Origin of the sequence: Actinomadura macrotermitis, from assembly GCF_009604375.1 — a bacterium.
GTDB lineage: Bacteria > Actinomycetota > Actinomycetes > Streptosporangiales > Streptosporangiaceae > Spirillospora > Spirillospora macrotermitis.
Genome location: NZ_WEGH01000003.1, coordinates 365,772 through 388,991 on the forward strand (window position 1 = coordinate 365,772; position 23,220 = coordinate 388,991).

19 protein-coding genes, 1 tRNA gene and 1 riboswitch are annotated in these 23,220 nt (G+C 72.3%); of the genes, 12 read left to right on the plus strand and 8 right to left on the minus strand.

Annotated features, from left to right (window positions below):
• The first annotated feature begins 88 nt into the window (after nucleotides 1-88).
• The 4 genes from ACRB68_RS22855 to ACRB68_RS22870 are packed head-to-tail and all read left to right on the plus strand — an operon-like array spanning nucleotide 89 to nucleotide 4,888.
• Nucleotides 89-1,606: an FtsK/SpoIIIE domain-containing protein gene (locus tag ACRB68_RS22855; RefSeq protein WP_235959864.1), complete on the plus strand. Its 1,518-nt coding sequence runs from the start codon at nucleotides 89-91 to the stop codon at nucleotides 1,604-1,606.
• The gene (locus tag ACRB68_RS22860; RefSeq protein ID WP_328594622.1) at nucleotides 1,603-3,315 is read left to right on the plus strand and encodes a replication initiator; all 1,713 of its coding nucleotides are present in this window, start codon (nucleotides 1,603-1,605) and stop codon (nucleotides 3,313-3,315) included. Before ACRB68_RS22855 ends, ACRB68_RS22860 begins: the two co-directional genes overlap by 4 nt.
• On the plus strand, nucleotides 3,312-3,509 hold the full coding sequence (locus ACRB68_RS22865; protein WP_153535777.1) for a helix-turn-helix transcriptional regulator: 198 nt from the start codon (nucleotides 3,312-3,314) through the stop codon (nucleotides 3,507-3,509). Before ACRB68_RS22860 ends, ACRB68_RS22865 begins: the two co-directional genes overlap by 4 nt.
• A complete protein-coding gene (locus ACRB68_RS22870) occupies nucleotides 3,506-4,888 on the plus strand; it encodes a tyrosine-type recombinase/integrase (protein WP_328594623.1) in 1,383 nt (460 codons plus the stop codon). The genes ACRB68_RS22865 and ACRB68_RS22870 overlap by 4 nt, the downstream gene beginning before the upstream one ends.
• Nucleotides 4,889-5,095: 207 nt before the next feature.
• Here the strand turns inward: ACRB68_RS22870 and ACRB68_RS22875 are convergent.
• Together ACRB68_RS22875 and ACRB68_RS22880 are read right to left on the minus strand one after the other, a co-directional pair.
• Nucleotides 5,096-5,169 (minus strand) — tRNA-Arg (locus ACRB68_RS22875).
• On the minus strand, nucleotides 5,131-6,429 hold the full coding sequence (locus ACRB68_RS22880) for an MFS transporter (protein WP_153537620.1): 1,299 nt from the start codon (nucleotides 6,427-6,429) through the stop codon (nucleotides 5,131-5,133). Before ACRB68_RS22880 ends, ACRB68_RS22875 begins: the two co-directional genes overlap by 39 nt.
• A gap of 105 nt (nucleotides 6,430-6,534) precedes the next feature.
• Here ACRB68_RS22880 and ACRB68_RS22885 point away from each other — a divergent pair, with 105 nt between their 5' ends.
• The 4 genes from ACRB68_RS22885 (at nucleotide 6,535) to ACRB68_RS22900 (ending at nucleotide 10,683) form a co-directional block, all read left to right on the plus strand.
• Nucleotides 6,535-7,044, plus strand: a complete 510-nt coding sequence (locus tag ACRB68_RS22885) for a DUF2243 domain-containing protein (protein WP_153535781.1) — start codon at nucleotides 6,535-6,537, stop codon at nucleotides 7,042-7,044.
• Nucleotides 7,034-7,828 carry a cytochrome c oxidase assembly protein gene (locus tag ACRB68_RS22890; RefSeq protein WP_153535783.1) on the plus strand — a complete coding sequence of 265 codons (795 nt, stop codon included), beginning with the start codon at nucleotides 7,034-7,036 and terminating at the stop codon, nucleotides 7,826-7,828. Before ACRB68_RS22885 ends, ACRB68_RS22890 begins: the two co-directional genes overlap by 11 nt.
• Nucleotides 7,829-7,878: 50 nt before the next feature.
• Complete coding sequence (locus ACRB68_RS22895; RefSeq protein WP_328594624.1) at nucleotides 7,879-8,295, plus strand: CBS domain-containing protein; 417 nt, start codon at nucleotides 7,879-7,881, stop codon at nucleotides 8,293-8,295.
• A 96-nt stretch (nucleotides 8,296-8,391) separates the two neighbouring features.
• Complete coding sequence (locus tag ACRB68_RS22900) at nucleotides 8,392-10,683, plus strand: catalase (RefSeq protein WP_153535785.1); 2,292 nt, start codon at nucleotides 8,392-8,394, stop codon at nucleotides 10,681-10,683.
• Nucleotides 10,684-10,737: 54 nt separating this feature from the next.
• On the opposite strand, the gene ACRB68_RS22905 is transcribed toward ACRB68_RS22900, so the two are convergent.
• From ACRB68_RS22905 to ACRB68_RS22925, 5 genes are all read right to left on the minus strand, one after another.
• Nucleotides 10,738-11,130: a hypothetical protein gene (locus ACRB68_RS22905; RefSeq protein WP_153535787.1), complete on the minus strand. Its 393-nt coding sequence runs from the start codon at nucleotides 11,128-11,130 to the stop codon at nucleotides 10,738-10,740.
• 111 nt (nucleotides 11,131-11,241) lie between these two features.
• Nucleotides 11,242-11,865 (minus strand): hypothetical protein, encoded by a 624-nt coding sequence (locus ACRB68_RS22910; RefSeq protein ID WP_207709793.1) that lies wholly within the window; start codon nucleotides 11,863-11,865, stop codon nucleotides 11,242-11,244.
• Nucleotides 11,862-12,401: an RNA polymerase sigma factor gene (locus ACRB68_RS22915; protein ID WP_207709794.1), complete on the minus strand. Its 540-nt coding sequence runs from the start codon at nucleotides 12,399-12,401 to the stop codon at nucleotides 11,862-11,864. The genes ACRB68_RS22910 and ACRB68_RS22915 overlap by 4 nt, the downstream gene beginning before the upstream one ends.
• A gap of 65 nt (nucleotides 12,402-12,466) precedes the next feature.
• Nucleotides 12,467-13,957 carry an MFS transporter gene (locus ACRB68_RS22920; RefSeq protein WP_153535791.1) on the minus strand — a complete coding sequence of 497 codons (1,491 nt, stop codon included), beginning with the start codon at nucleotides 13,955-13,957 and terminating at the stop codon, nucleotides 12,467-12,469.
• Nucleotides 13,958-14,137: 180 nt separating this feature from the next.
• A complete protein-coding gene (locus ACRB68_RS22925) occupies nucleotides 14,138-15,445 on the minus strand; it encodes an FAD-binding oxidoreductase (RefSeq protein WP_153535793.1) in 1,308 nt (435 codons plus the stop codon).
• Between the two features lie 92 nt (nucleotides 15,446-15,537).
• Between ACRB68_RS22925 and ACRB68_RS22930 the strand changes: the two genes are divergently transcribed.
• The 3 genes from ACRB68_RS22930 to ACRB68_RS40275 all read left to right on the plus strand — a co-directional run bounded on the left by ACRB68_RS22930 (nucleotide 15,538) and on the right by ACRB68_RS40275 (nucleotide 21,268).
• Nucleotides 15,538-15,999 carry a hypothetical protein gene (locus ACRB68_RS22930; protein ID WP_153535795.1) on the plus strand — a complete coding sequence of 154 codons (462 nt, stop codon included), beginning with the start codon at nucleotides 15,538-15,540 and terminating at the stop codon, nucleotides 15,997-15,999.
• A gap of 198 nt (nucleotides 16,000-16,197) precedes the next feature.
• Nucleotides 16,198-17,310 (plus strand): FKBP-type peptidyl-prolyl cis-trans isomerase, encoded by a 1,113-nt coding sequence (locus ACRB68_RS22935; protein WP_153535797.1) that lies wholly within the window; start codon nucleotides 16,198-16,200, stop codon nucleotides 17,308-17,310.
• Between the two features lie 1,618 nt (nucleotides 17,311-18,928).
• Nucleotides 18,929-21,268: a transglycosylase domain-containing protein gene (locus tag ACRB68_RS40275; RefSeq protein ID WP_194293420.1), complete on the plus strand. Its 2,340-nt coding sequence runs from the start codon at nucleotides 18,929-18,931 to the stop codon at nucleotides 21,266-21,268.
• A gap of 50 nt (nucleotides 21,269-21,318) precedes the next feature.
• Here the strand turns inward: ACRB68_RS40275 and ACRB68_RS22945 are convergent, their stop codons facing one another.
• A complete protein-coding gene (locus ACRB68_RS22945) occupies nucleotides 21,319-21,723 on the minus strand; it encodes a hypothetical protein (protein ID WP_153535801.1) in 405 nt (134 codons plus the stop codon).
• A gap of 26 nt (nucleotides 21,724-21,749) precedes the next feature.
• Nucleotides 21,750-21,866, plus strand: a riboswitch (SAM riboswitch).
• Nucleotides 21,867-21,914: 48 nt separating this feature from the next.
• On the opposite strand from ACRB68_RS22945, the gene ACRB68_RS22950 reads away from it, so the two are divergent.
• Entirely contained in the window at nucleotides 21,915-23,213 is a 1,299-nt protein-coding gene (locus tag ACRB68_RS22950; protein WP_153535803.1) for an aminotransferase class V-fold PLP-dependent enzyme, read from the plus strand.
• The last annotated feature ends 7 nt before the right edge of the window (nucleotides 23,214-23,220 follow it).

Below are 23,220 nucleotides of genomic sequence, written 5' to 3' on the forward strand. Positions count from 1 at the left end.
GGGTGGGGCGGCTGGAGCTGGTACCTCCGGCCGCCCCGCCTCTCGCTCGTCCTCAAAGGCCCTGAGTGTGAGAAGAGGTGTGCCCATCATGGCATGGGAGTTCCGCAAGACCGGCCCTGGTGAGAATGTCGCCGTCGAGGCCCAGACCGACCCGTTCGCCGCGCCCAAGTGGGCGCCTCCGGTGTGGCACATGCCGGAGTTCCTCGTCCTGGCCGTCAACGTCGTCCGCGTCCTGGTGCGCGTGGCGGTCGTCCTGATCCGCAACATCGTCCCCGTCTCGGCCGCCTCGGCGCTGGCCTGGCTGGGGCACCGGTTCGGCTGGCAGCTCCCGGCTGCCCTCGTGGTCCTGGTGCTCCTCGCCGTTGGCGCGTGGGCGGTCATAGACCGGCCTTCCTTCGTGCGCTGCATCGGCCGTCCTGTCCGGGCGCGGTGGCGGCTGGTGCGGGTCTACCGGCGCGACTGGCAACCGGTGCTCACCACCGCTGGGCTGTCGCGGACGCACAAGCGGCGTGAGTACCTGCCCTCGATCGTGCGCGTGTGCTGCGGTCCGACGTGTGATCGGGTGCTGGTGCGCATGCTCAAAGGGCAGGCACCCGACGCCTGGGAGAAGGTCGCGCCCAACCTCGCACACGGCTTCGGCGCACAGCTCGTCCGCGTCCGCCAGGGGACGGCGAACCGCTGGTACTGGGACGCCGGTGTCCTGCGCGTCCGCCAGGTACCCAAGCCGGGCCGGATCTGGCTGGAGTTCGTCCGCAAGGATGCGCTCGCCGTCCCGATGCCTGCTCTGCCGCTACTGGAGGCCTCCGAGGTCGATCTACGCGGCGTGGTCATCGGCCGCCAGGAAGACGGCTCCCCGTGGCGGCTGCGGCTGCTCGGCACCCACGTTCTGATCGCCGGTGCGACGGGGGCCGGCAAGGGGTCGATCATCTGGTCCACCGTGCGCGCGCTGCTGCCGCTGATCCTGGCCGGGCTGGTGGAGGTGTGGGCGGTCGACCCCAAGCGGATGGAGCTGTCGTTCGGCCGCGCCCTGTTCGAACGCTACGGCCGGTACTGCGACGACCCGACCGGCGGCATGGTCAAGCTCCTGGAGGACGCGGCAACGGACATGAACGAGCGGGCCGCCGAGTTCGCCGGGGTCGTCCGCTCCTTCACGCCGTCGCACCGGCACCCGTTCCGGGTGGTGATCGTCGATGAGCTGGCGTTCCTGACCGCCTACTGCCCCGAACGCGACCTCAGGAAGCGCGCTGAGGCGGCGTTGGCGGTGCTCACCAGCCAGGGCCGTTCGGTGGGGTACTGCGTGATCGGCGCGCAGCAGGACGCCCGCAAAGAGGTCAACAACCTGCGCAACCTGTTCCCCGACCGCATCGCCCTGCGGCTGGATGAGTCCGAACAGGTCGACATGGTTCTCGGTGATGGCGCCCGCGACCGGGGCGCGCTCGCTGACCAGATCTCACCGGTCCCCGCGATCGGCGCGGGGGTGGGCTTCGTCCGGCTGGAGACCTCCCCCGACCCCATCCGAGTCCGGGCCGCGTTCGTCGACGACCACGACATCCGCCACATGGTCACCCTCGCCGTCCCCGACGACTCCACCCCGGACGCCGCATGACCAGCCTCACCATTGCCGGGCAGTTGTCGACGGACGGCACCGCCGACCTTCCCCCGGCCGCCCTGGTCCCTGCTGAAGTCGCACGGCTGGTCAAGACCATGCCGCCGCTCGCTCGTGGCGTCCTGGAAGCTGTCGCGGTCGAGCAGGACGTGTGCGTGCGGCCGGTCCCGATGCGCCGGACCGACCTGCACAGCGGAGAGACCACCGTCGTCTACGTCCCCTGCGGCCACACCCTCGCCTCGGTCTGCCCAACCTGCGCCGAACGCAAGCGCAAGCTCCGGGCCGTGCAGTGCCGCCAGGGCTGGCACCTGGACCAAGAACCAATCATCGAACGCGCCGACCCCAACGCCCAACAAGCCGCGCTCATGGAGCTGCGTGCCCAAGCTCAGGCCGAACGCGATCATGCCGAGCAGCACGGAACCGCGCACGGGGAAGACCTCGAGTTCTGGGACGGCCTCCTCGCCCGCCTGGACGGCGAGATCGAACGCTCGGGCGTGCGCGGGACGCTGAAGACCGGTGAGCAGAAGGCACGGCGCACCCGCTCCACCCGGCGGCGCCAAGACGTCGCGGACCTGCCCCGCCGGCCCGTTGACGCGCGCACGGTCGGCAAGGTCTACCGAGGCAAGGACGGCAAGACCTTCCGGCCCTCGCTGTTCCTCACCCTGACCCTGGACAGCTACGGGCGGGTGCGTCCGGACGGCACCCCGGTTGATCCGGACGGCTACGACTACGTTCGGGCGGCTCGGGATGCGCTGCACTTCTCCAAGCTGGTCGATCGGTTCGTGCAGAACCTGCGCCGGTTCGTCGGCTACGACGTCCAGTACTTCGCCGTCGTCGAACCCCAACGTCGCCTCGCCCCACACCTGCACATGGCCATCCGCGGAACCATCTCCCGCGCCGAACTGCGCCAAGTCGTCGCCGCGACCTATCACCAGGTGTGGTGGCCTTCGACCGAACGCGTCGTCTACTCCGGCGAACACCTGCCCATCTGGGACGCCGCCGCGAGCGAGAACGGCGGCTACGTCGATCCCGTGTCCGGTGAGGTGCTGCCGACCTGGGACGACGCCCTTGACGCCCTCGACCAGGACGACGACGCCCAACCCCTGCACGTGGTCCGCTTCGGCCGCCAGATCGACGCCCAAGGCGTCATCGCCGACTCTCCCGATTCGCGGCGCTGCATCGGCTACCTGACCAAGTACCTGGTCAAAGGCGTCGCCGAATGCCACGAAGCCGAAACCGAAACGCAGCGTCAGCACGTGGACCGGATGGCCGAGACGCTGCGCTACGAACCGTGCTCGCCCACGTGCGCGAACTGGCTGCGCTACGGCATCCAGCCCAAGAACCCCCGCAAGGGCCTGACCCCTGGGTTCTGCAAGGGCAAAGCCCACCGCCGCCAACACCTGGGCTACGGGGGCCGGCGGGTCCTGGTCTCGCGCAAGTGGTCCGGCAAGACCCTCGCCGACCACAAAGCCGACCGCACGGCTTGGGCGCTGGCCCGGCTGGCTGAGGCCGGAATCCCCGTCAGCAACCCGGCCGACCCGAAGGCCGCGCACGTCTGGGAACGCGCCGGGCCTGGTGACCCGGATGTCAAGCCCGTCGAACACCGGCTCTTGCTGCTGATCAACGAACGCGCGCAGCGACGCCAGCAACTCGACCAAGCCCAACAGACCCTCACCGAACTTTCGGCAACTTCGCGGGAGGCGGCATGAGCAGCAAGCGAGACGAACTCCTCACCGTTGACCAGGTGCTCGCCGAGCTGGGCGGGATCTCTCGGCGCACCTTCTACCGCTGGCGCGAGATCGGGCGGGCTCCCGCTGGTATCAAGCTCCCGAACGGCGAGATCCGCATCTACCGCAGCGACCTCGACCTCTGGCTCTACTCCCTCAAGGAGGCGGCGGCGTGAACACCTCCTACAAGGTCAAGCTCTGGGAAGTGCGGTCGAACAAGTCCGTTGCCAGGCCGGGCAAGCCGAGCAAGGTCATCTCTTACACCGTCCGGTGGACGGTCGGCGGCCGGGAGAAGTCGCAGACTTTCGGCAAATCGGCGCAGGCGAAGAACTTCCTCTCCGACCTGCGCCAGGCCGCCAAAGCCGGTGAAGCCTTCGACATGGACAGCGGGCTTCCCCTGTCGATGCTCAAGGCCGCGACGGCGCGGACGTGGCTGGAGTTCGCCCGTGCCTACGTCGATGCCCGCTGGCCTCACGCTGCGGCCAAGTCGCGTGAAGGACTCACGGACACGATGACGGCGGTGACGGCGACCCTCGTCAAGGATGCGCCGAACCGTCCGGCTCCCGAGGTGCTGCGGCTGCTGCTGCGCACGTACGTGTTCGTCCCGGAGAGTCGACGGCCTGACCTCGACCCGGATCTCGGTAAGGCGCTGAGCTGGCTTGAAGCCGCCTCGCTGCCCATCACCGACCTGGACGATCCGAAGTTGGCTCGTACCGCGCTGGAGGTCCTGGCGGTCACGCTGGAGGGCAAGCCTGCGGCGCCCTCGACGTTCCGGCGCAAGCGGGCGGTCTTCAAGCATGCCCTCGGCTACGCGGTCGAGGTGGGCGACCTTCAGTCGAATCCGCTCGATCGGGTGAAGTGGCGGCCTCCCAAGCAGGGCGGGACCGTTGACCGACGTGTGGTGGTCAATCCGAGCCAGGCGCGCGAACTCCTCGTCGCGGTGACCTACGTGGGGCGTGTGCGTGGTCCTCGCTTGCGTGCCATGTTCGCCTGTATGTACTTCGCCGGCCTGCGTCCGGCTGAGGCGGCGGGTCTCCGCGTGCAGGACTGCGCGCTTCCCGAAGAGGGCTGGGGAGTGATCACGGTCCGCAAGACACGTCCGCAGACCAACAAACGTTACACCGACACGGGCCGCGCTCACGATGAACGGGGACTCAAGCACCGTGAGGACGACGTTGACCGGCCCGTTCCGGCGCCGCCAGAGCTGGTCAAGATCCTGCGCGAGCACATCGACGCCTTCGGCACAGCGGATGACGGGCGGCTGTTCGTCACCAGCACGGGCGGGGACTTCTCCGGGTCGGCCTACGCACAGATCTGGAAGCGGGCGCGGCTGCTGGCGCTGACTCCCGATCAAGTCGGTTCGCCGCTTGCCGCGCGCCCTTACGACCTTCGCCATGCGGCGGTGTCGCTGTGGCTGAACGCTGGGGTCCATGCGCCTGAGGCGGCCGAGCGGGCGGGGCATGGGGTCGATGTGATGTTGCGGGTCTACGCGAAGTGCATCGACGGGCAACGCGACGTTGCGAACCAGCGCATCGAGGACGCGTTGGCCGCGTGAAGATCACGAGTGGTGACGGGCCCCGGATGCGTCCGGGGCTTCGCCGTTTCCTGGGGCTGACCTGCGAAGACGCCGCCAAGATCATTCCGCGTATATTCCGGGAAGGCTTCGTTTCGGCTGCTCGCGGCGGCATACGGCTGCACATGGCGACGGCGGCCGTCGGGGGCGTTTCCCCAGGTGGAGCCTGGTTCAACGGGTCTGGCTGGGCGCGCCCAGAGGGATTCGAACCCCCGACCGTCGGATTAGAAGTCCGATGCTCTATCCGGCTGAGCTATGGGCGCCTGGTGCGCACTGAGTGTAGAACGCGGCCGGTGGTCTTCGCACGGGCGTATTCGCCTGGTGGCGGTGCGGCGGGGCCGGATGCGGCGAAGATCACTGGGGCGCACGGCGATCGCCAGGGTGGCGAGGAGGGCCGTCGCGCCGCCGAGGGCCATGACGGTCGCGGGGGACGTGCGGTCCACGAGGACGCCGCCGGTGAGGGCGCCGGCCGAGAGCGTCGCCTGGAACGACGCGGTGAACAGGACGGACGCGGCCCCCGGCGCGTCCGGGGCCGCGTTCGCGAACCAGGTCTGCGAGCACACCGGGACGGCCCCGTAGGCGAAACCCCACAGGACCAGCAGGGCGATCACGGCGGCGGGCCGGTGGCCGAGGAGGGGCAGCAGCAGGGTCGCCGCGGCGATCCCTCCGGTGGCGGTCGCGAACGAGGCCCGCGGGAAGCGCGCCACGGCCGAGCCGCCGGCGAAGTTCCCCGCGATGCCCGCGACTCCGTAGACCAGCAGGAAGGTCGGCGTCAGGGAAGGGTCCAGGCGCGTGACGTCGGCCAGGAAAGGGGTCAGGTAGGTGTAGGTGCCGAAGTGGGCCAGGACGATCAGGAAGGTCACCAGGAGGGCGGACCGGATGCCGGTGCGGCCCAGCAGCACGCGCAGGGCGGCGGGGCGGGTGGTCTCCTCCGGCGGCAGCGGCGGGAGCAGGGCCCAGAGCGCGGCCAGTGTCACCGCCGCCAGCGCCGCCAGGACGGCGAACGCCGTCCGCCAGCCCGCGACGTCCCCGACGAAGGTCCCCGCCGGGACGCCGAGCACCGAACCCAGCGGGACCGCCGAGAAGATCACGGCGGTGGCCCGGGGGACCGAGCGCGGCGGCACCAGGCGGGCCGCGAGGCCGGCGCCGACCGACCAGAACCCGCCGACGACGATCCCGAGCAGCACCCGGGACAAAAGCATGACCGGGTAGCCCGGCGCGGCGGCCGCCAGGACGTTGGCCAGCAGGAGGAGGGCGGTGAAGGAGGCCAGCAGGCGTCTGCGGTCCAGGCGGGCGGTCGCGGCGGAGATCGTGGGCGCCGCGACGGCGGCGAGCAGGCCCGGCATCGTCATCATCAGCCCGGCCGCGCCGTCCGAGACGGTGAAGCTCGCGCCGATCGGCGTCAGCAGGCCGACCGGGAGGATCTCGGTGGTGACGATCGTGAAGATCCCCAGTGTCAGTGTGGCCACGGCCGCCCAGGCGCGCGGGGACGGTCGTTCGGTGGTCATCGGCATGTGTCCCATTGCAGCGGCCGCCGGCGCGGGAGTCCGGCGGCTTTCCGACCTCACCGTGGACGACTGTTCCGGCTCTCACGGGAAAGGAGAGAGATCCACAGGAGGTGAATCGTCATGGTCGCCAGTGAGGTGAGCGGACGGACCGGTGCGCTTCGGCTGCCCGGGGTGTTGCTCGGGGTAGGGCTTGGGGGGTTCGTCGACGGCATCCTGCTCCACCAGGTACTGCAGTGGCACCACATGCTGACCAGTACCGACAGCGACAACATCGGCGTGAAGTACTACCCCGCCGACACGGTGCCGGGGCTGCAGATGAACACGCTGTGGGACGGGATCTTCCATGTCGTGTGCTGGCTGGCCGTGCTGTCCGGCCTGGGGGTGCTCTACGCGCGGGTGACCCGGGACCGGCGGCGGGTCTGGACGTCCCGGGCACTGTGGGGCTGGGTCCTCGCGGGCTGGGGCCTGTTCAACCTGGTCGAAGGCGTCGTCGACCACCATCTTCTCGGCATCCACCACGTCCGGTCGGGGCCCGGGCAGGTGTGGTGGGACGTCGCCTTCCTGGTTCTCGGGGCGCTGCTGGTGGCCGGTGGGTGGCTCCTTCAGCGCGGGGCGCCGCATGAGTCATGAGATGCACGGCCCGGAGGGGCTGCTGCCGCTGCTGATGGCGGCCGGGTATCTGTGGCTGGTCGTCCGGGCGCGGCGGCGCGGCCCCTGGCCGGGGTGGCGCACCGGGGCGTTCCTTTTCGGCGTGGTGCTGGTGGCCGTCGCGCTGCTTCCGCCGATCGGGCCTTGGGCGCACGACGACTTCCGCGGGCACATGCTCCAGCACATGCTCATCGGCATGTACGCGCCCATCGCGCTGGTGCTGGGCGCCCCCGTCACGTTGCTGCTGCGCGCGCTGCCGGCGCGGCAGGCGCGGCGGGTGACGGCACTTCTCCGCAGCAGGGCGATGCGTGTCCTGGCCGATCCGGTCGTCGCCCTGCTGCTCAGCGTGGGCGTGCTGGGGGTGCTCTATTACAGCCCGCTGTACGGCGTCATGAGCGGGCAGCCGGTGCTGCACCACTTGCTGCACCTGCATTTCCTGCTGGCCGGGTGCCTGTTCGCCTGGGTGATCGCCGGTCCCGACCCGGCTCCGCACCGGCCCGGCGTGCCGGCGCGGCTGGTGCTGCTGGGCGTCGCCGTCGCCGCGCACGCCACCGTCTCCCAGCTGATGTACAGCGGCCTGTACCTGCGGGTGGACGCGCCCGCCGAGCAGATCCAGGGGGCGGCGCAGATCATGTACTACGGCGGCGACATCGCCGAGTTGCTGCTGGCCGCGGCGCTGGTGGCGGCCTGGCGTCCCGCGCGCGCCGGTGCGGACATGACGTCCTTCTCCTCAAAACAAGCCCAAGCCGTGCGTGGTCCTCGTTAGGGCGGGTAGGCGAGGCATCGCCCCTGAACCCTATGGAGGAAGGAGTCGACGTGACGACCGCACGAGAGATCATGACGCCCGGCGCCGAGTGTGTGAGCGAGTCCGAGAGCGCCCTGGACGCGGCGCGGAAGATGGCCGACCTCGGGGTCGGCGCGCTGCCGATCTGCGGCAACGACGACCGGCTGAAGGGAATGCTGACCGACCGCGACATCGTGGTGAAGGTCCTGGCCGAGGGCAAGGACCCCGGCACGACCAGGGCGGGCGAGCTGGCGCAGGGCGAGGCCGTCACCATCGGCGCCGACGACGAGGCCGAGGAGATCCTGCGCACCATGGCCGACCACCAGGTCCGCCGGCTGCCGGTGATCGACGGCCACCGGCTCGTCGGCATCGTCGCGACCGCCGACGTCGCGCGCGCGGTGAGCGACCCGAAGGCGGGCGACCTCATCCAGGCCCTGACGGCCGACTGAACGGATCGCCGCGCCCCACCGGATCCTCCGGTGGGGCGCGGCCTGTGCTCCCCATTGGCAAGCCGGGCGCCGCCACGCCCATAGGAGGAACCCAGCATGGAAGAGACCAACCCGCTGAAGGCCGTGGCCGACAAGGTCGCCGACGCCGTGGGCGACGGCAAGGGCGGGAAACCGTCCATTCCGGGCCGGCCGAGCAGTGCGACGCCGCCCGTCGAGGAGCCCACCGAGCCGCACGGCCCGCTTCCTCCCAAGCCCGACCAGGAGGGCCCCGGCCCGTACTCCCCCACCGGGCAGCACACCAAGGTGCCGCCCACAGCGCGCGCGCAGAGCGGCGCGTATCTGACGTCGGCGCAGGGCCTGCGGCTTCCGGACTCCGACCACTCCCTCAAGGCCGGCCCGCGCGGGCCGGTGCTGCTGCAGGACCACCACCTGCGCGAGAAGATCACGCATTTCGACCATGAGCGCATCCCCGAGCGTGTCGTGCACGCGCGCGGCGCCGCCGCGCACGGCGTCTTCCGCGGGTACGGGACGGCATCGGCGGTCACCAAGGCCGCGTTCCTGGGCAAGGACGTCGAGACGCCGGTCTTCACCCGTTTCTCCACGGTGCTGGGGTCGCGCGGCTCGGCCGACACCGTGCGCGACACCCGCGGCTTCGCGACGAAGTTCTACACCAGCGAGGGCGTCTTCGACCTGGTCGGCAACAACATCCCGGTCTTCTTCATCCAGGACGCGATCAAGTTCCCCGACATCATCCACGCCGGGAAGCCGCACCCCGACCGCGAGATCCCGCAGGCGCAGAGCGCCCACGACACCTTCTGGGACTTCGTCTCCCTGCACACCGAGGCGACGCACCACACGCTGTGGAACATGTCCGACCGCGCCATCCCGCGCTCCTACCGGATGATGGAGGGCTTCGGCATCCACACCTTCCGGCTGGTGAACGAGGCCGGTGAGACGACGCTGGTGAAGTTCCACTGGAAGCCGAAGGCCGGGGTGCACTCGCTGGTGTGGGAGGAGGCGCAGCTGGTCGCCGGCGCCGACCCCGACTTCCACCGGCGCGACCTGGCCGACGCGATCGAGGCGGGCGCCCACCCGCAGTGGGAACTCGGCATCCAGACCTTCCCCGACACCCCCGAGCAGACCTTCGAGGGCATCGACCTGCTGGACCCGACGAAGATCGTCCCCGAGGAGCTGGCGCCGGTCCAGCCGATCGGGCTGCTCACGCTGAACGCCAACCCGGTCAACTTCTTCGCCGAGACCGAGCAGGTCGCCTTCCACCCGGGCCACCTGGTGCCCGGCATCGACATCACCGACGACCCGCTCCTGTCGGGGCGGCTGTTCTCCTACCTGGACACCCAGATCAGCCGGCTTGGCGGGCCCAACTTCGCCCAGCTGCCGATCAACCGCCCGCACGCGCCGGTCAACGACATGCTGCGCGACGGCATGCACCAGACGGCGGTGCACGGCGGCGTCGCGCCCTACAAGCCGAACTCGCTGGACGGCGGCTGCCCGTTCTTCGCCGGGGCGGCGGAGGGCGGCTACGTGGAGACGCCGGTGCAGGTGCCGGCGGCCCGCAAGGTCCGTGAGGCGCCGGCCTCGTTCGCCGACCACTTCAGCCAGGCCCGGCTGTTCTGGCTGAGCATGACGCCGGTGGAGCGCGAGCACATCATCGCCGCCTACAGCTTCGAGCTCGGCAAGGTCTACGAGCAGTCGATCAAGGAGCGGAACCTGCGGGTGCTCGCGCGGATCGACCCCTACCTGTGCGAGCAGGTCGCGGCCGCGCTCGGCCTGCCCGCGCCGGACCCGGCCGAGCCGCTGGCCGGGCCGCAGCCGAGCCCGGCGCTGTCCCAGCTCGGGCAGACCTGGCCGGCGGACGGGCGGATCATCGGCATCGTCGCCGACGACTCCACCGACCTCGGCACGCTGCGCCAGGTGCGGCAGGCGGTGCTGGACGGCGGCATGGTGCCGCTGATCATCGCGCCGGCCGGCGGGCTGCTCGGCGCGGACGGCGCCGACCCGCTGCCGGTGCAGCGCACCTTCGCCACCGCGCGGTCGGTGGAGTTCGACGCCCTGCTGCTGGCCGGCACGCCCGCGCCCGGCAAGGACGACTACGCCGCCCGCGACGCCAAGGCGGGCATCGCCTCGGCCGCCGCCGCCCGCACCGACAGCCGGGCGGTGCTGATGCTCACCGAGGTCTACCGGCACGCCAAGGCGATCGGCGGCTGGGGGGACGCCGCCGAGGTCCTCGGCAAGGCCGGCATCCCGGCGGACGCGCCCGGTGTCGTCGTCGGCACGGACGCCACGGCGGTGCTGGGAGAGGTCGTCGGGCTGCTCGGGCGGCACCGCGTCTGGGACCGCTTCCCGACCGCGGCCGACCTGACCGCCTGACCGGCGGGCACCCGGTGATCCCCGGCCTTCGCGCGAAGGCCGGGGATCGCCGCGTCAGTCGCCGTAGGTCCCGAAGTCGACGAGGTTGCCGTAGCCCGAGCAGTTGCCGCCGAACCTCCAGTAGCCGGGGCCGACCCGCGGGCCGTAGTGCAGGCTGCCGTCGCTGCACTTGGTCCAGGCCCCGTTGGAGCCGCGGTCGATGCGGACGTTGGCCGTCCACGAGACGGAGTCGTAGCGGACGCTGTCCACGCTCGCGACGTGGCGGGCGCGCCGGCCGGCGGCGTGCTTCAGCGACTTCATGCCGGGCAGCGACGCCTTGGCCTTGGTGACCTTGACCCCGCCCGGGACCGGCTGGGGGGCGGGCCCGGCCTGCGCCGCCGGGGCGATGCCGAGCGCCGAACCGCCGAGGACCGCGAGCACGGCTCCGGTGGTGATGCACTTCCTCATATGTCTCCCCGTTCGTTCGGAGGTGCGTGTGTCCATGGGTTGCATGGACACCCGGCACACGTCCGGGGCGGCGCCGCCGTATGACACCGGCCGATGTGAGCTGCGTCACACTCAGTGATCGTCCGCGCACGGCGCGATCTCGGTGGTGTTGCGGGTGCGGACGCCCGGCAGCCACCCGGCGGTGCCCGGGCCCGGCAGGGTGACGTGGTACCAGCGCGCCGAGGCGATCCCCGCTTCGTCGGTGACCGGGTCGCCGACGGCCACGCAGTCGGCGCGCACCGGGTCGCCGTGCCAGACGCGGGCGATCGGCGCGCCCGTCTTGCGGGGCGTGGCCATGACCGCGATGCCGCACTCGATGGTGCGCAGCGGGCGGCAGGGCCGTTCGGCGTTGTAGACGGCCAGCGTCACCGGCGGCGCGCCCGCGCCGAGCGCGTGCGGCCGGCCGTGCGGGCGGCCGGCGAGGAAGCCGCCGACGAACACGCCGGCGAGGACGGCCACCGCGGTCGCGCCCGCGATCACGAGCCGGCCGGCGTCCCACCGCGGCACCCGTCCCGCCAGCCGGCCCGCCAGCCGGCCCGGCGCCCGGTGCGTCCCGCCGCAGACCCGGCGGGCCAGGCCGGGCGGGATCTCGATCGAGGCCTCGGCGCGGCGCAGCGCGGCCCGCAGGTCCGCCGCGGCCCCGTGTTCCGGCCCGTCGTGCGGGTCGTCGTGGGACGCCGCCTCCTCGCTCCTCACTCCACGCCCCCTCTCAGCGCCTCGCGCAGCGCCGCGAGGGCGCGGCCCCGCGACCGCGACACCGTGCCCCGGTGCACGCCGAGCAGCGCCGCGGCCTCGTCGATGGTGTACCCATCGAGGTCGACCAGCAGCACCGCCGCGCGCTGGCGGCCGGTGAGGCCGGCCAGCATCCGGCGCACCTCCAGCTCGGCGCCGCGCTCGGCGATGCCGCCGTCGCCGCCGTCGGCCCGTTCCGGCGGCAGGCCGGCCGGCAGTTCGGCCAGCCGCCGCCGGCGCCCGCGCCGCCAGTGGTCGCGCAGCACGCTGGTCAGCGCGGCGAACGCGTAGGCGTAGGGCTCGGGGTGCCGGGTGAACGCCGCCGGACGGCGCCGCAGCTTCAGGTAGGCGTCGTGGACGGCGTCCTCGGCGTGCGCGTGCCCGGCCAGCAGGACGGCCCGCCGGTACAGCCTCGGCAGCAGCGCGCAGAAGACCTCGTCGAACTCGCGCCGGGCGGACTCGGCGCCCTCCCGTTCCTCCCTGTCCCCTGGTGCGCTCACCCGGGCCATCAGACAGGAGGGAGCGACGGAGTGGATATGTTTGGGAACAGAGAGTAGCCGTCAGGTTAGGAGAACCTGAGCGGCTCAGCGGCCGGGACGGCGGCCGGGGGCTCGGACGCGTCCTCCTCGTGCTCGCCCTCGTGCTCACCGCGGGTGTTCGCGGCGCGCAGCGCGACGACCGCCGCGGCGGCGACGAACACCGCCGCGCCGAGCAGCGCGCGGTGGAAACCGCCGGTCAGCGCCTCGGGGACGGGTCGGCCGCCCGCCGCCAGGTCGGTGGTGCGGGCGGCAGCGAGCGCGGAGAAGACCGCCAGGCCGACCGCGCCGCCGAGCTGCTGCGAGGCGTTGATCAGCGACGCCGCCAGCCCCGCCTGCTCCACGGGCACCCCGGCGTTGGCGGCGGTGGTGACCGCCACGAACACCAGGCCGAGGCCGGCCGAGGCGACCAGCAGGCCGGGCAGCAGGTCGGCCAGGTAGGTGCCGTCCACCGGGACCCGCGACAGCAGGTACAGGCCGGCCGCCGCGATCAGCAGGCCCGCGATGATGAGCGGGCGGGTGCCGGTGCGCGGGATCAGCTGCGCGGTGACACCGGCGGCGATGCCGACGCCGGCGCAGAGCGGGAGGTAGGCCGCGCCGGTCTGCAGCGGGGAGTACCCGAGCACGTTCTCCATGTAGAGGCTGAGGAAGAAGAACATGGCGAGGAAGCCCGCCATCGCGATGAGCTGGGTGACGTCGGCCGCCGCCAGGCCCCGGATCCGGAAGATCGACAGGGGCAGCAGCGGGTGCCGGGCGCGCCGCTCGTTCAGCAGGAACACCGCGAGCACCGCGAACGCCCCCGCCAGGCCGCCGATCGTGCGGGCGGTGTCCCAGCCGGCGTCCGGCGCCTTGATCAGGGTGAAGACGAGCAGCAGCATGCCGCCGGTGGCCAGGATCGCGCCGGGCAGGTCGAAGTGGGCGAGGCGGGCGGTGCGGCGGTCGTCGTCCACCAGCAGGTAGACGCCGACGAGCACCAGCACGCAGACGGGCGGGTTGACCAGCATCACCCAGCGCCAGCCGGGGCCGTCGGTGAGCAGGCCGCCGAGCAGCACGCCGGCCGCGGAGGCGCCGCCGCCGACGCCGCCCCACACGCCGAGCGCCTTGGCCCGGTCGGGGCCCTGGAACGCCGTGGTCAGGATCGACAGCGTGGCCGGGAGCATCAGCGCGGCGCCGACGCCCTGCGCCAGCCGGGCGGCGATCAGCAGGCCCGGGCTGCCGGCGAGGCCGCCGACCACCGAGGACGCCCCGAACAGGACGGTCCCGGCGACGACCACGCGGCGGCGGCCGAGCAGGTCGGCGGCGCGGCCGCCGAGCAGCATGAACCCGCCGTAGGTGAGCAGGTAGCCGCTCGGCACCCACTGCAGGTCCTGCATGGAGAAGTGCAGGTCGGCGCGCATGGCGGGCAGCGCGACGTTGACGATCGAGGCGTCGATGAAGTCGAGGAAGGCGATGGCGCACAGCAGGGTCAGGGTGAGCCTGCCGCGCGCCGTCCCCAGGAAGGACGGTGCGGTCGCGGTCATGGGACGGTCTCCAGAGGAGTTCGGTCGAGGGCCGCCCGGGCGGGTTCCGGGCATGCGGAACACAGCTCCGCACTGGTGGTTCTGGGAAAGGCGCCTGCTCAGGCGGCCCTCATCGGCTTCTGATGCACTGACGGAGCGGAGCGGGAAGATGTGACCGCTCCGCCGGAGAAAGAGGTCTGCTCAGTCCGCGACAGGGAAGTTGCTGCGGAGGACGCGGTGCGGGTCGCGCTTCTGCTTGATCCGGCGGAGGCGGTCCAGGGCGTCGGGGGCGAACGCGTCGGCGGCGCTGTCGCCGGGCACCAGGTTGGTGAAGGGCTTGCGGCCGCTGACGCGGGGCGCGAGCGCCCTGGCCAGCTCCTGCTGCCGGGCGCGGACGGCGGGCGGCCCGCCGGGCGTGAACGGCGCCCCGAACATGGCGAGGGAGTAGCGCTCGGTGAGCGGCCCATGCGGGCTGTCGGAGGGGCGGGCGAGCGCGCCGCCCAGGTGCCGGAGCTGCACGCCGAGCAGCGGGGCGATCGGTTCGGCCAGCAGCGCCTCGACGGCCGCGTCGTCCAGATCGGTCAGCAGCTCGGTCCGGCCGATGCCGGGCGCGGGGTCGGCCGGCTCGTTGGTGATCGAGCCGAGCCCGGCCACCGGCAGGACGCCCCGCCCGTCGGACATCGGGTCGCCGGCGCCGTCCAGCGGCCGCAGCAGTGCCCGCGCCTCCGCCGGGTCGCCGAGGTAGGTGACGTCCACGGCGACCATGGGCGGGGCGTCGCCGGGGAACTGCAGCAGCGAGAGCCAGACGGTCAGCTCGTCGGGGGCCGACGCGGTGATCTCCCGGAAGGCCTGGAACACCTGCGCCGCCCGGGATGCGTGCCACACGACGCGTCCCCCGAACAGGACGGGCGCCGGGTGCAGGCCGAACTCGATCGCGGTGACGATCGCGAAGTCCCCGCCGCCGCCGCGCAGTGCCCAGAACAGGTCGGCGTCGGATTCGGCGGTCACCCGGGCCTGCTCGCCGTCCGCGTCCACGACCTCGAAGGCGGTGACGCTGTCGGCGGCCCACCCGTGCCTGCGGCCGAACCAGCTCAGCCCGCCGCCGAGGGTGTAACCGGTCACACTGACGACCGGGGAACTGCCCGCCAGCCCGGTCAGGCCGTGCGCCCCGGCCGCCGACTGCACCGCGCCCCAGGTGACGCCCGCTCCGGCCCGCGCGGTGCGGGCCGGGGCGTCCACCCGCAGGCCGTCCAGCGCGCGGGTGCGCAGCAGGATCGTCCCCGCCGTGTTCCCGCCGGCGCCGTGGCCGCTCGGCTGGGCCGCCACCGCCAGCCCGGCGTCGCGGGCGTGACGGACGACGGCCGCGACATCGGCGGCGTCCGCGGCCTCGACGACCGCCGCCACCGGCTGCTCCACCGCGCGGTTCCACGGCAGGCGCGCCTCGTCGAACCCCTCGTCGCCCTCCAGCAGCACCCGGCCGCGGACGAGCGAACGCAGTCTCGTGTTCATGTGGTCCTCCCTCATCGTCACGGCTATGACGGAGCACGCGAGAGGGATGTGACGGGTGTTTTCCGCCGGCCGCCTGCGGGGACGGCACCAGCATGTGGAAAACCATATGGCGGGGGGCGATCGCGGGGGCGGCGGGGACCACGGCCCTCGACATCACGACCTATGCCGACATGGCCTGGCGCGGACGTCCTGCCAGCGAGACCCCGAGCGAGACCGTCGACCGGCTCGGCCGCCTCGCCGGGCACCCCGTCCCGGGCACGGGGGAACAGCGGGACAACCGGCTGAGCGGGCTCGGCGCGCTCACCGGGCTCGGCACCGGCGTCGCCATCGGCGTCGCGGCCGCGGCGGTGCGGGCGGCGGGGGCGCGACCGCCGTTCTGGCTGGGGGCCGCGCTGGTGACGGTGGGCACCATGGCCGCCACCGCGCTGCCGATGACCGCGCTGAAGATCACCGACCCGCGCGGCTGGTCCGCCGCGGACTGGCTCTCCGACGCCGTGCCCCACCTCGCCTACGGGCTGGTGGTCCACGGCGCCCTCACCACCCTGGATCCATGATCCTTTGCGGTGATTCGGGCCCTCTGGGCCCGGCGGGGTGACACCGGGGGCCCCGTCCACCACACTGGCTTGTCGGCGACCCGGAGACCGGTAGATTCGAGGCCGGTCTTTTTTGCCCTGCTTTCACAGTCTGCTTAGGCGGCGGGTGGCAGGGTGTGACCTTCGTGGTGTCGTCGATCCCGGAGCGAGTGAGGAAACATGTCTGAGGATGACAAGCCCCGGGGTGAGCCGGCGGTCAAGGCGAAGCTGCCGAACGCCAAGAACATTCGCAGCCCGGAGTTCACCCCCCACGGCATCAGCGCCGGGCGCGGCAGCGGCCCCCGGCCGTCCGCGCTCACCGCGGCGCAGGCCAAGAAGCGCAAGCAGGTGGGGATCGCCGTCGGCGTGGTCGCCGTGCTGGCCGTCGCCGGCGGCACGACCTACTACCTGACCCGGCCCGGGCCGCAGATCAAGGTCACCGGCGCGTTCGCCAAGGAGCTGAAGGTCAGCATCCCCAAGGACCTGCAGCCCGGGAACAAGCTGAAGGTGACCACCCCGGTCAAGGGCAACGGCGCCAAGATCAGCGAAGGCGACACCATCTTCGCCAAGTACGCCTTCTACCAGTGGGGCAAGGGCGACGGGAAGAAGAGCACCAGCAAGGAGGTCAACTCCTCCTTCAAGGAGCCGCAGGTGCGGCCGCTGGTCATCGGCAAGAGCGGCGTCAAGGGCGTCGACAAGGGCATGGTCGGCCAGACCGCCGGCAGCCGCGTCGTGCTGCAGATCCCGCCGTCGCAGGGCTTCGGCGAGCAGGCCGAGCAGGTCGGGCTCGGCCCGAAGGACTCGGTCGTGTTCGGCATGGACGTCCTGGCGGTCGTCCCCAAGAACGCCACCCCGAGCGGCACCGAGCAGAAGCTCACCGACAAGAACCTGCCGAAGGTCGAGGCGGGCAAGCCCGGCGAGGCGCCCAAGGTGACCGTGCCGAAGGTCGACGCCCCCGACAAGCTGCAGATCAAGCCGCTCGTCGTCGGCACCGGCCCGGCGCTGGTCAAGGGCGACAACGCCGTCGTCAACTACCAGGGGCAGCTCTGGCGCGACGGCAAGGTGTTCGACTCCAGCTGGCAGAGCGGCGCCGCGGCGCAGTTCCCGATCGGCACCGGCGGCACCGTCCCCGGCTTCGACAAGGGCCTGCTCGGCCAGAAGGTCGGCAGCCGCGTCCTGCTGGTCCTGCCGCCCAAGGAGGGCTACGGCGACAAGGGCAACCCGCAGGCCGGGATCAAGGGCACCGACACCCTGGTGTTCGTCGTGGACATCATCAGCGTCTTCGCGAAGTGATGGTCCGGGCATAACGGCACACGCCGAACGGCGGGGACCTGGCAGACAGGTGCCCGCCGTTCGGCATTCCGGCCGGATCGCGGGGCAGGGTGGGGCAGGAGGGACGGCCGTTGCGGTCTTGTGACAACCCGGACGCCGGGCGGATCGTCCTTCTGAGGGGAGGCCGGCGGAGTGAGCACGAACGGCCGAAGCCGCCGGACCCCTCGGGTATCGTCGGTAACGAAATCATCACGGGGGGCTTGTGAGCAGTAGTGACAAGGGCCCGGCGGGCGACCTGCCCACCGGGCCTCACGATGGGAAGACCGACGACACCGCATCCGGCACGGCCGCCGGAAGCGCCGGCGCCATGCCCGGCGCCGGGCCGTCCGGGCCCGCAGCTCCCGAGCCGGCCGCCACCGGCGGCGAGACACCCACCCGAGTCGACATGCGCCCTGGAGACAAGGCCGCCACCAACGGCCACCCCACCCCGGAGGGCGAGGCGTCCGACGCGGACGACTCCTTCGCTCACGGCACGCTCACCCGCGCCGACCTGCCCTACGTGGACGACCCCACCAGGGTCGACCTGCCGCTCGCCGGCGACGAACTCGCCACGAACGGCGAGACGCCCACCAGGGTCGACATGAGCTCTGTGGACGAGGCATCCGCGAATGGCGATACGCCCACGCGCGTCGACATGCCCGTCGCGGACGAGGCCGGCACGAGCGCGCCCGCCACCGGCGAGACCACCGCAGCAAGCGGCGCACTCACCGCAGGGGGAGCCGTCGCGGGCGAGACCGCCGCGCAGAACGAAACACCCGCCGCAGACGAAAACGCCGCAGCAAACAGCGCGCCCGCCGCAGGCGGGACCGCCGCAGCGGGCGGCGCACTCGCCGCGGGCGGAGCCATCGCGGGCGAAAACGCCGCGCGGGACGAAACGCCCACCACAAGCGAGACCGCCGCCGCGAGCGGCGCACTTGCCACAGGCGGGATCGCCGCGCCGGACGAAACGCCCGCCGCAGACAAATCCGCCGCAGCGAGCGGCACACTCGCCGCAGGCGGAGCCGCTGCGGGCGGGGGCGCTGCACAAGACGAAACACCCCCCGCAAGCGAGACCGCCGCTACGAGCGGCGCAGGCGGCGCCGCAGGGAGTGGAGCTATCGCGGACGGAATCGCCGCGCGAGACGAAACGCCCGCCGCGGGCGAGACCGCCGCCGCGAGCAGCGCACCCACCGCAGGCAGCGCCGCAGCGAGCGGGACCACTGCGCAGGATGAAACACCCACCGCAGGCGAGACCGCCGCCGCGGGCGACGCACTCACCTCGGGCGGGGCCGCAGCGGGCGGGGCCGTCACGGGCAAGGCCGCCGCACAGGACGAAACGCCCACCGCAGGCGAGACCACCGCTGCGGGCGGGGCACCCACCGCAGGCGGAGCCGCCACTGGTGAGACCGCCGCACAGGACGAAACAGCCACCGTAGGCGAGACCACCGCCGCGAGCAGCGCGCCCACCGCGGGCGGAGCCGCAGCGAGCGGAGCCGCCGCGCGGGACGAAACGCCCACCGCAGGCAAGTCCGCTGCTGCGAGCGGGGCTGCCGCACCGGACGAAACCGCCGTACTGGAGCAGGCCGGCGCACAGGGTGAGGTGCTCGCGTCGGTCAAGGCGTCCGCCGCAGGTGGGACCGTCGTCGACGGTGAGCCCACCGCGAAGGGCGACGGCAAGGCGGCCGCGAGCGAAGTCTCCGGCAAGGGCGACGCGGACGGGAAGACCGCGGTGGCCGCACAGGGCGAGACCGCCACCACGAGCGCGCTGCCCGCCGCCGACGGCACCACGACCGAGAAGCCCCCCGCCGATGCCAAGGGTGGCAAGGGCGGCGGCGGCAAGCCCCCGAAGAAGGTGCGCAGCCGGCGCGCGCGCTACGGGCGGCGCATTCTGTTCAGCCTGCTCGCATTCATCGGTTTCGTCGTCGCCGCCTTCGGGGTCGCCTACTTCTTCACCCCGGTCCCCACGCCGCAGGAAGCGGCCATCGCGCAGGGGCCGACGTTCTACTACTCCGACGGCAAGACCCAGATCGCCAAGACCGGCGTCAACCGGGAGGCCGTCCGGCTGAGCGACATCCCGCCGGGCGTGCGCAACGCCGTCATCGCCGCCGAGAACCGCAGCTTCTACCAGGACCCGGGCGTGTCGGTGAAGGGCACCGCGCGCGCCTTCTGGACGACGGCGACCGGCGAGCAGCTCCAGGGCGGCTCCACCATCACCCAGCAGATGGTCCGCAACTACTACGGCGGCATCGGCAAGGAGCGCTCGGTCACCCGCAAGCTCAAGGAGATCATGGTCTCCTTGAAGATCGGCCGGGAGAAGTCCAAGGACTGGATCCTGGAGCAGTACCTCAACACCATCTACTTCGGCCGCGACGCCTACGGCGTGCAGGCCGCCGCGAAGGCCTACTACGGCAAGGACGTCAAGCAGCTCACCCCCGCCGAGGGCGCCTACCTGGCGGCGGCGATCCAGCAGCCGAGCAACTTCTCCGAGCCCGAGGGCGCCAAGCGCGCCTACGCCGAGCAGCGCTGGCACGCCGTGGTCGGCAACATGGTCCGCGACAACGCCGTCACCCAGGCCGACGCGAACGCGATGACGTTCCCCACGCCGGTCCGACTGAAGATCACCAACATCCTCAAGGGCCAGAAGGGCTACATGGTCAATGTGGCCAAGAAGGAGCTGGTGGAGCGGCGCGGCTTCAGCGAGGACGAGATCAACCGGTCCGGGCTGAAGATCACCACGACCTTCGACAAGCGGCTGATGGACGCGCTGAAGGAGGCGGTGAACTCCAACGTCCCGAAGGGGACCAAGCAGCAGATCCGCACCGCGGCGGTGTCGGTGGATCCCGGGACCGGGCAGGTGGTGGCCTTCTACGGCGGCCGCAACTACCTGGACGAGGCGCTGAGCAGCGCGTTCGGCGACTGGGCGCAGGCGGGTTCGGGCTTCAAGCCGATCGCGCTCGCCGCCGCGCTGGACGACGGCAAGAGCCTCGGCACCTCCTACGACGGCTCGTCCCCGCAGTACTTCGGGCGCTTCCCGGTCCACAACGACAGCAACGAGAACTTCGGCTCGGTGGACCTGGTCACCATGACCGAGCACTCGATCAACACCGCCTACGTCAACCTCGCCCAGGACATCGGCAACGACAAGATCGCCAAGATGGCCGAGAAGATGGGCATCCCGGCCGACCAGATGACCGCCGCCCAGCGGGCGTCCGCGGTCTTCCCGCTCGGCGTGATCTCGGTGCACCCGGTGCAGCAGGCCGGCGTGTACGCCACCTTCGCCGCGAACGGCAAGTTCCGGCAGCCCTACGTGGTGAAGTCGGTGAGCGGCAGCAAGGGCGAGTCGACGCGCACCTTCTCCGAGAAGGGCAAGCAGGCCTTCAGCGCGCAGACCGCGCACGACGCCACCTACGCGATGGAGCGGGTGGTGCGCGGCGGCACCGGCCGGGGCGCGCAGCTGCCCGACGGCCGGGACGTGGCGGGCAAGACCGGCACCACCAACGAGGGCCGCGCGATCTGGTTCAACGGGTTCATCCCGCAGATGGCGACCACGGTGGCGATGTTCCGCAGCGACAACAAGCCGCTGAACATCCCCGGGTACGGCTCCTACGGCGGGCAGCTCCCGGCGCAGATCTGGAGCAGCTACATGAGCGAGGCCGTGAACATCAAGGGCTACTCGGCCGAGAGCTTCCCCGAGCCCTCGTCGTACGGCGGCGGCTATGACGACGGGCCGCCGAGCAACGGCGGCCCGACGGGCCCGTCGCGCACGTCCGGGCCGGAGCCGACGCGGACGCCGAGCCGGACGCGGACGCCGCGGCCGGGCGACGGCGAGAACACCAAGCGCCCGACGCCGCCGACCCACCGGCCGACGCTGCCGACGCTGCCGCCCATCCCGACGCCGGGCGGCGGGGACGCGGGGCTGGGCCCCGACCGCAGGCACTGAGGGACGTGAAGAAGGGCCCGGCGCACCGCGCCGGGCCCTTCTCGCATCGTTCAGCCGCAGGCCTTGCCGATGCGCTGGGGTGTGTCCTTCATCACCGCGTTCAGCTGCGCGGCGTCGCCGGTGCCGATGGTCGCCGAGGCGGCCTTCAGCCGGCCCGACACATCGGTGAGGGCGGCCTTCAGCTTCGTGTCCTCGGCCTTGCCGGCGAGCGCGCCGACCCGTCCGGCGAGCTGCTCGGTCGGCGGGCGCCACTCGGCCGGCTGCGCCGGTGAGACGCTCCTGACCTGCGTCATGTACTGCTGGAACGCCGTCTTCGCGTCCGCGCAGACCGTGCTGGTGTTGTCCCCTCCCAGCATTCCGCAACCGGTCAGCAGACCGGTGCCGCCCAACAGCAGCAGCCCGGCCCAGGCCCGGAATGCCCCAATTCGCATCGCATCCTCCAGCTTGAATTCCAAGAACGTCCGCATATACTTCCGCATGAGGTCATGAGCGCCAGCGTCAAGCCCCGGCTTGCTGGCCGGCAACCCTTCGCCTGCGATGGGGTGCCCCGGGTGAGGACCTGGCCGGACGCAACACCGCGCTCCGGCAAGCGCGGGCCCCGCCTTCCTTCACCAGGGGTCCCTGACTCCTGTAGGAGGCCGTCGCCATGTCCCTCGCCACCCTCTCCCCCGCCGTCACTGCTGAGACGTCACCGCGGGGCGGTCTGGTTCGCACCGTTTCCTCCCTGCCGCGGATCATCGGCGCGGACGCCGTCGTCCCGCTGAACGACGGCGGCAGCACCACCTACGCCAACTTCGACTACGCGGCGAGCGCGCCCTGTCTGGAGGCGGTCCACGAGGCGGTCACCCGGGCGCTGCCGTACTACAGCAGCGTGCACCGCGGCGCGGGCTACGCCTCGCAGGTCACCACGGCCGCCTACGAGAAGGCGCGCGAGACCGTCCGCGGCTTCCTCGGCGCCGAGCGGCGCGCGTCGGTGGTCTTCACCCGCAACACCACCGACGCGATGAACCTGCTCGCGCACGCGGTGCCGGCCGGGACGACCGTCGTGGTCTTCGAGACCGAGCACCACGCGACCCTGCTGCCGTGGAAGCGGGCGGTGCGGCTGCCCGCGCCGGCCTCGCCCGTCGAGGCGATCGCGGCCGCCGGCCGCGCGCTGGCCGCGGCGCCGGCCGGGCCGCGGCTGCTGGTGGTCACCGCCGCCTCCAACGTGACCGGTGAGCTGTGGCCGATCCGCGAGCTGGCCGAGGTCGCCCGCCGGCACGGCGCGCGGATCGCGGTGGACGCCGCGCAGCACGTCCCGCACCGGCCGCTGGACATGACCGAACTCGGCCTGGATTACGTGGCTTTTTCCGGACACAAGCTTTACGCGCCGTTCGGCGCGGGGGTGCTGGCCGGCCGCGCCGACTGGCTGCGCGCCGCCCCGCCCTACCTGAAGGGCGGCGGCGCGAGCGCGGCCGTCACCGAGGGCGGCGACGCCACCCGCTGGCAGGCCGACCCCGAGGCGCGGCACGAGGCCGGCACCCCCAACGTGCTCGGCGTGATCGCCCTCGCCGCCGCCTGCGAGACGCTCGCCGCGACCGGCTGGGACGCCCTCGTCGCGCACGAGGAGCGGCTGCTGGACCGGCTGCGGACCGGCCTCGCCCACATCTCCGGCGTGCGCGAACTCACCTTGTGGGGCGACCGTAACCCCAGGGTGGGAATCGTGTCCTTCGTGGTGGACGGCTGGAACGCGCGCGATGTGGCGCTTACGCTGTCGGGTGAGTACGGCATCGGGGTCCGCGACGGGAAGTTCTGCGCGCATCCTTTCGTCCGTCACCTGCTGGAAGAGGGCGGCGCGGGGTGCGCCGACGGGCAGGGCTCGGCGGTGCGGGCGAGCTTCGGCATCGGCTCGGACGAGCGGGACGTCGACCGGCTGCTGGCGGCGCTGACCAGGCTGACCGGCTGACCGCGGC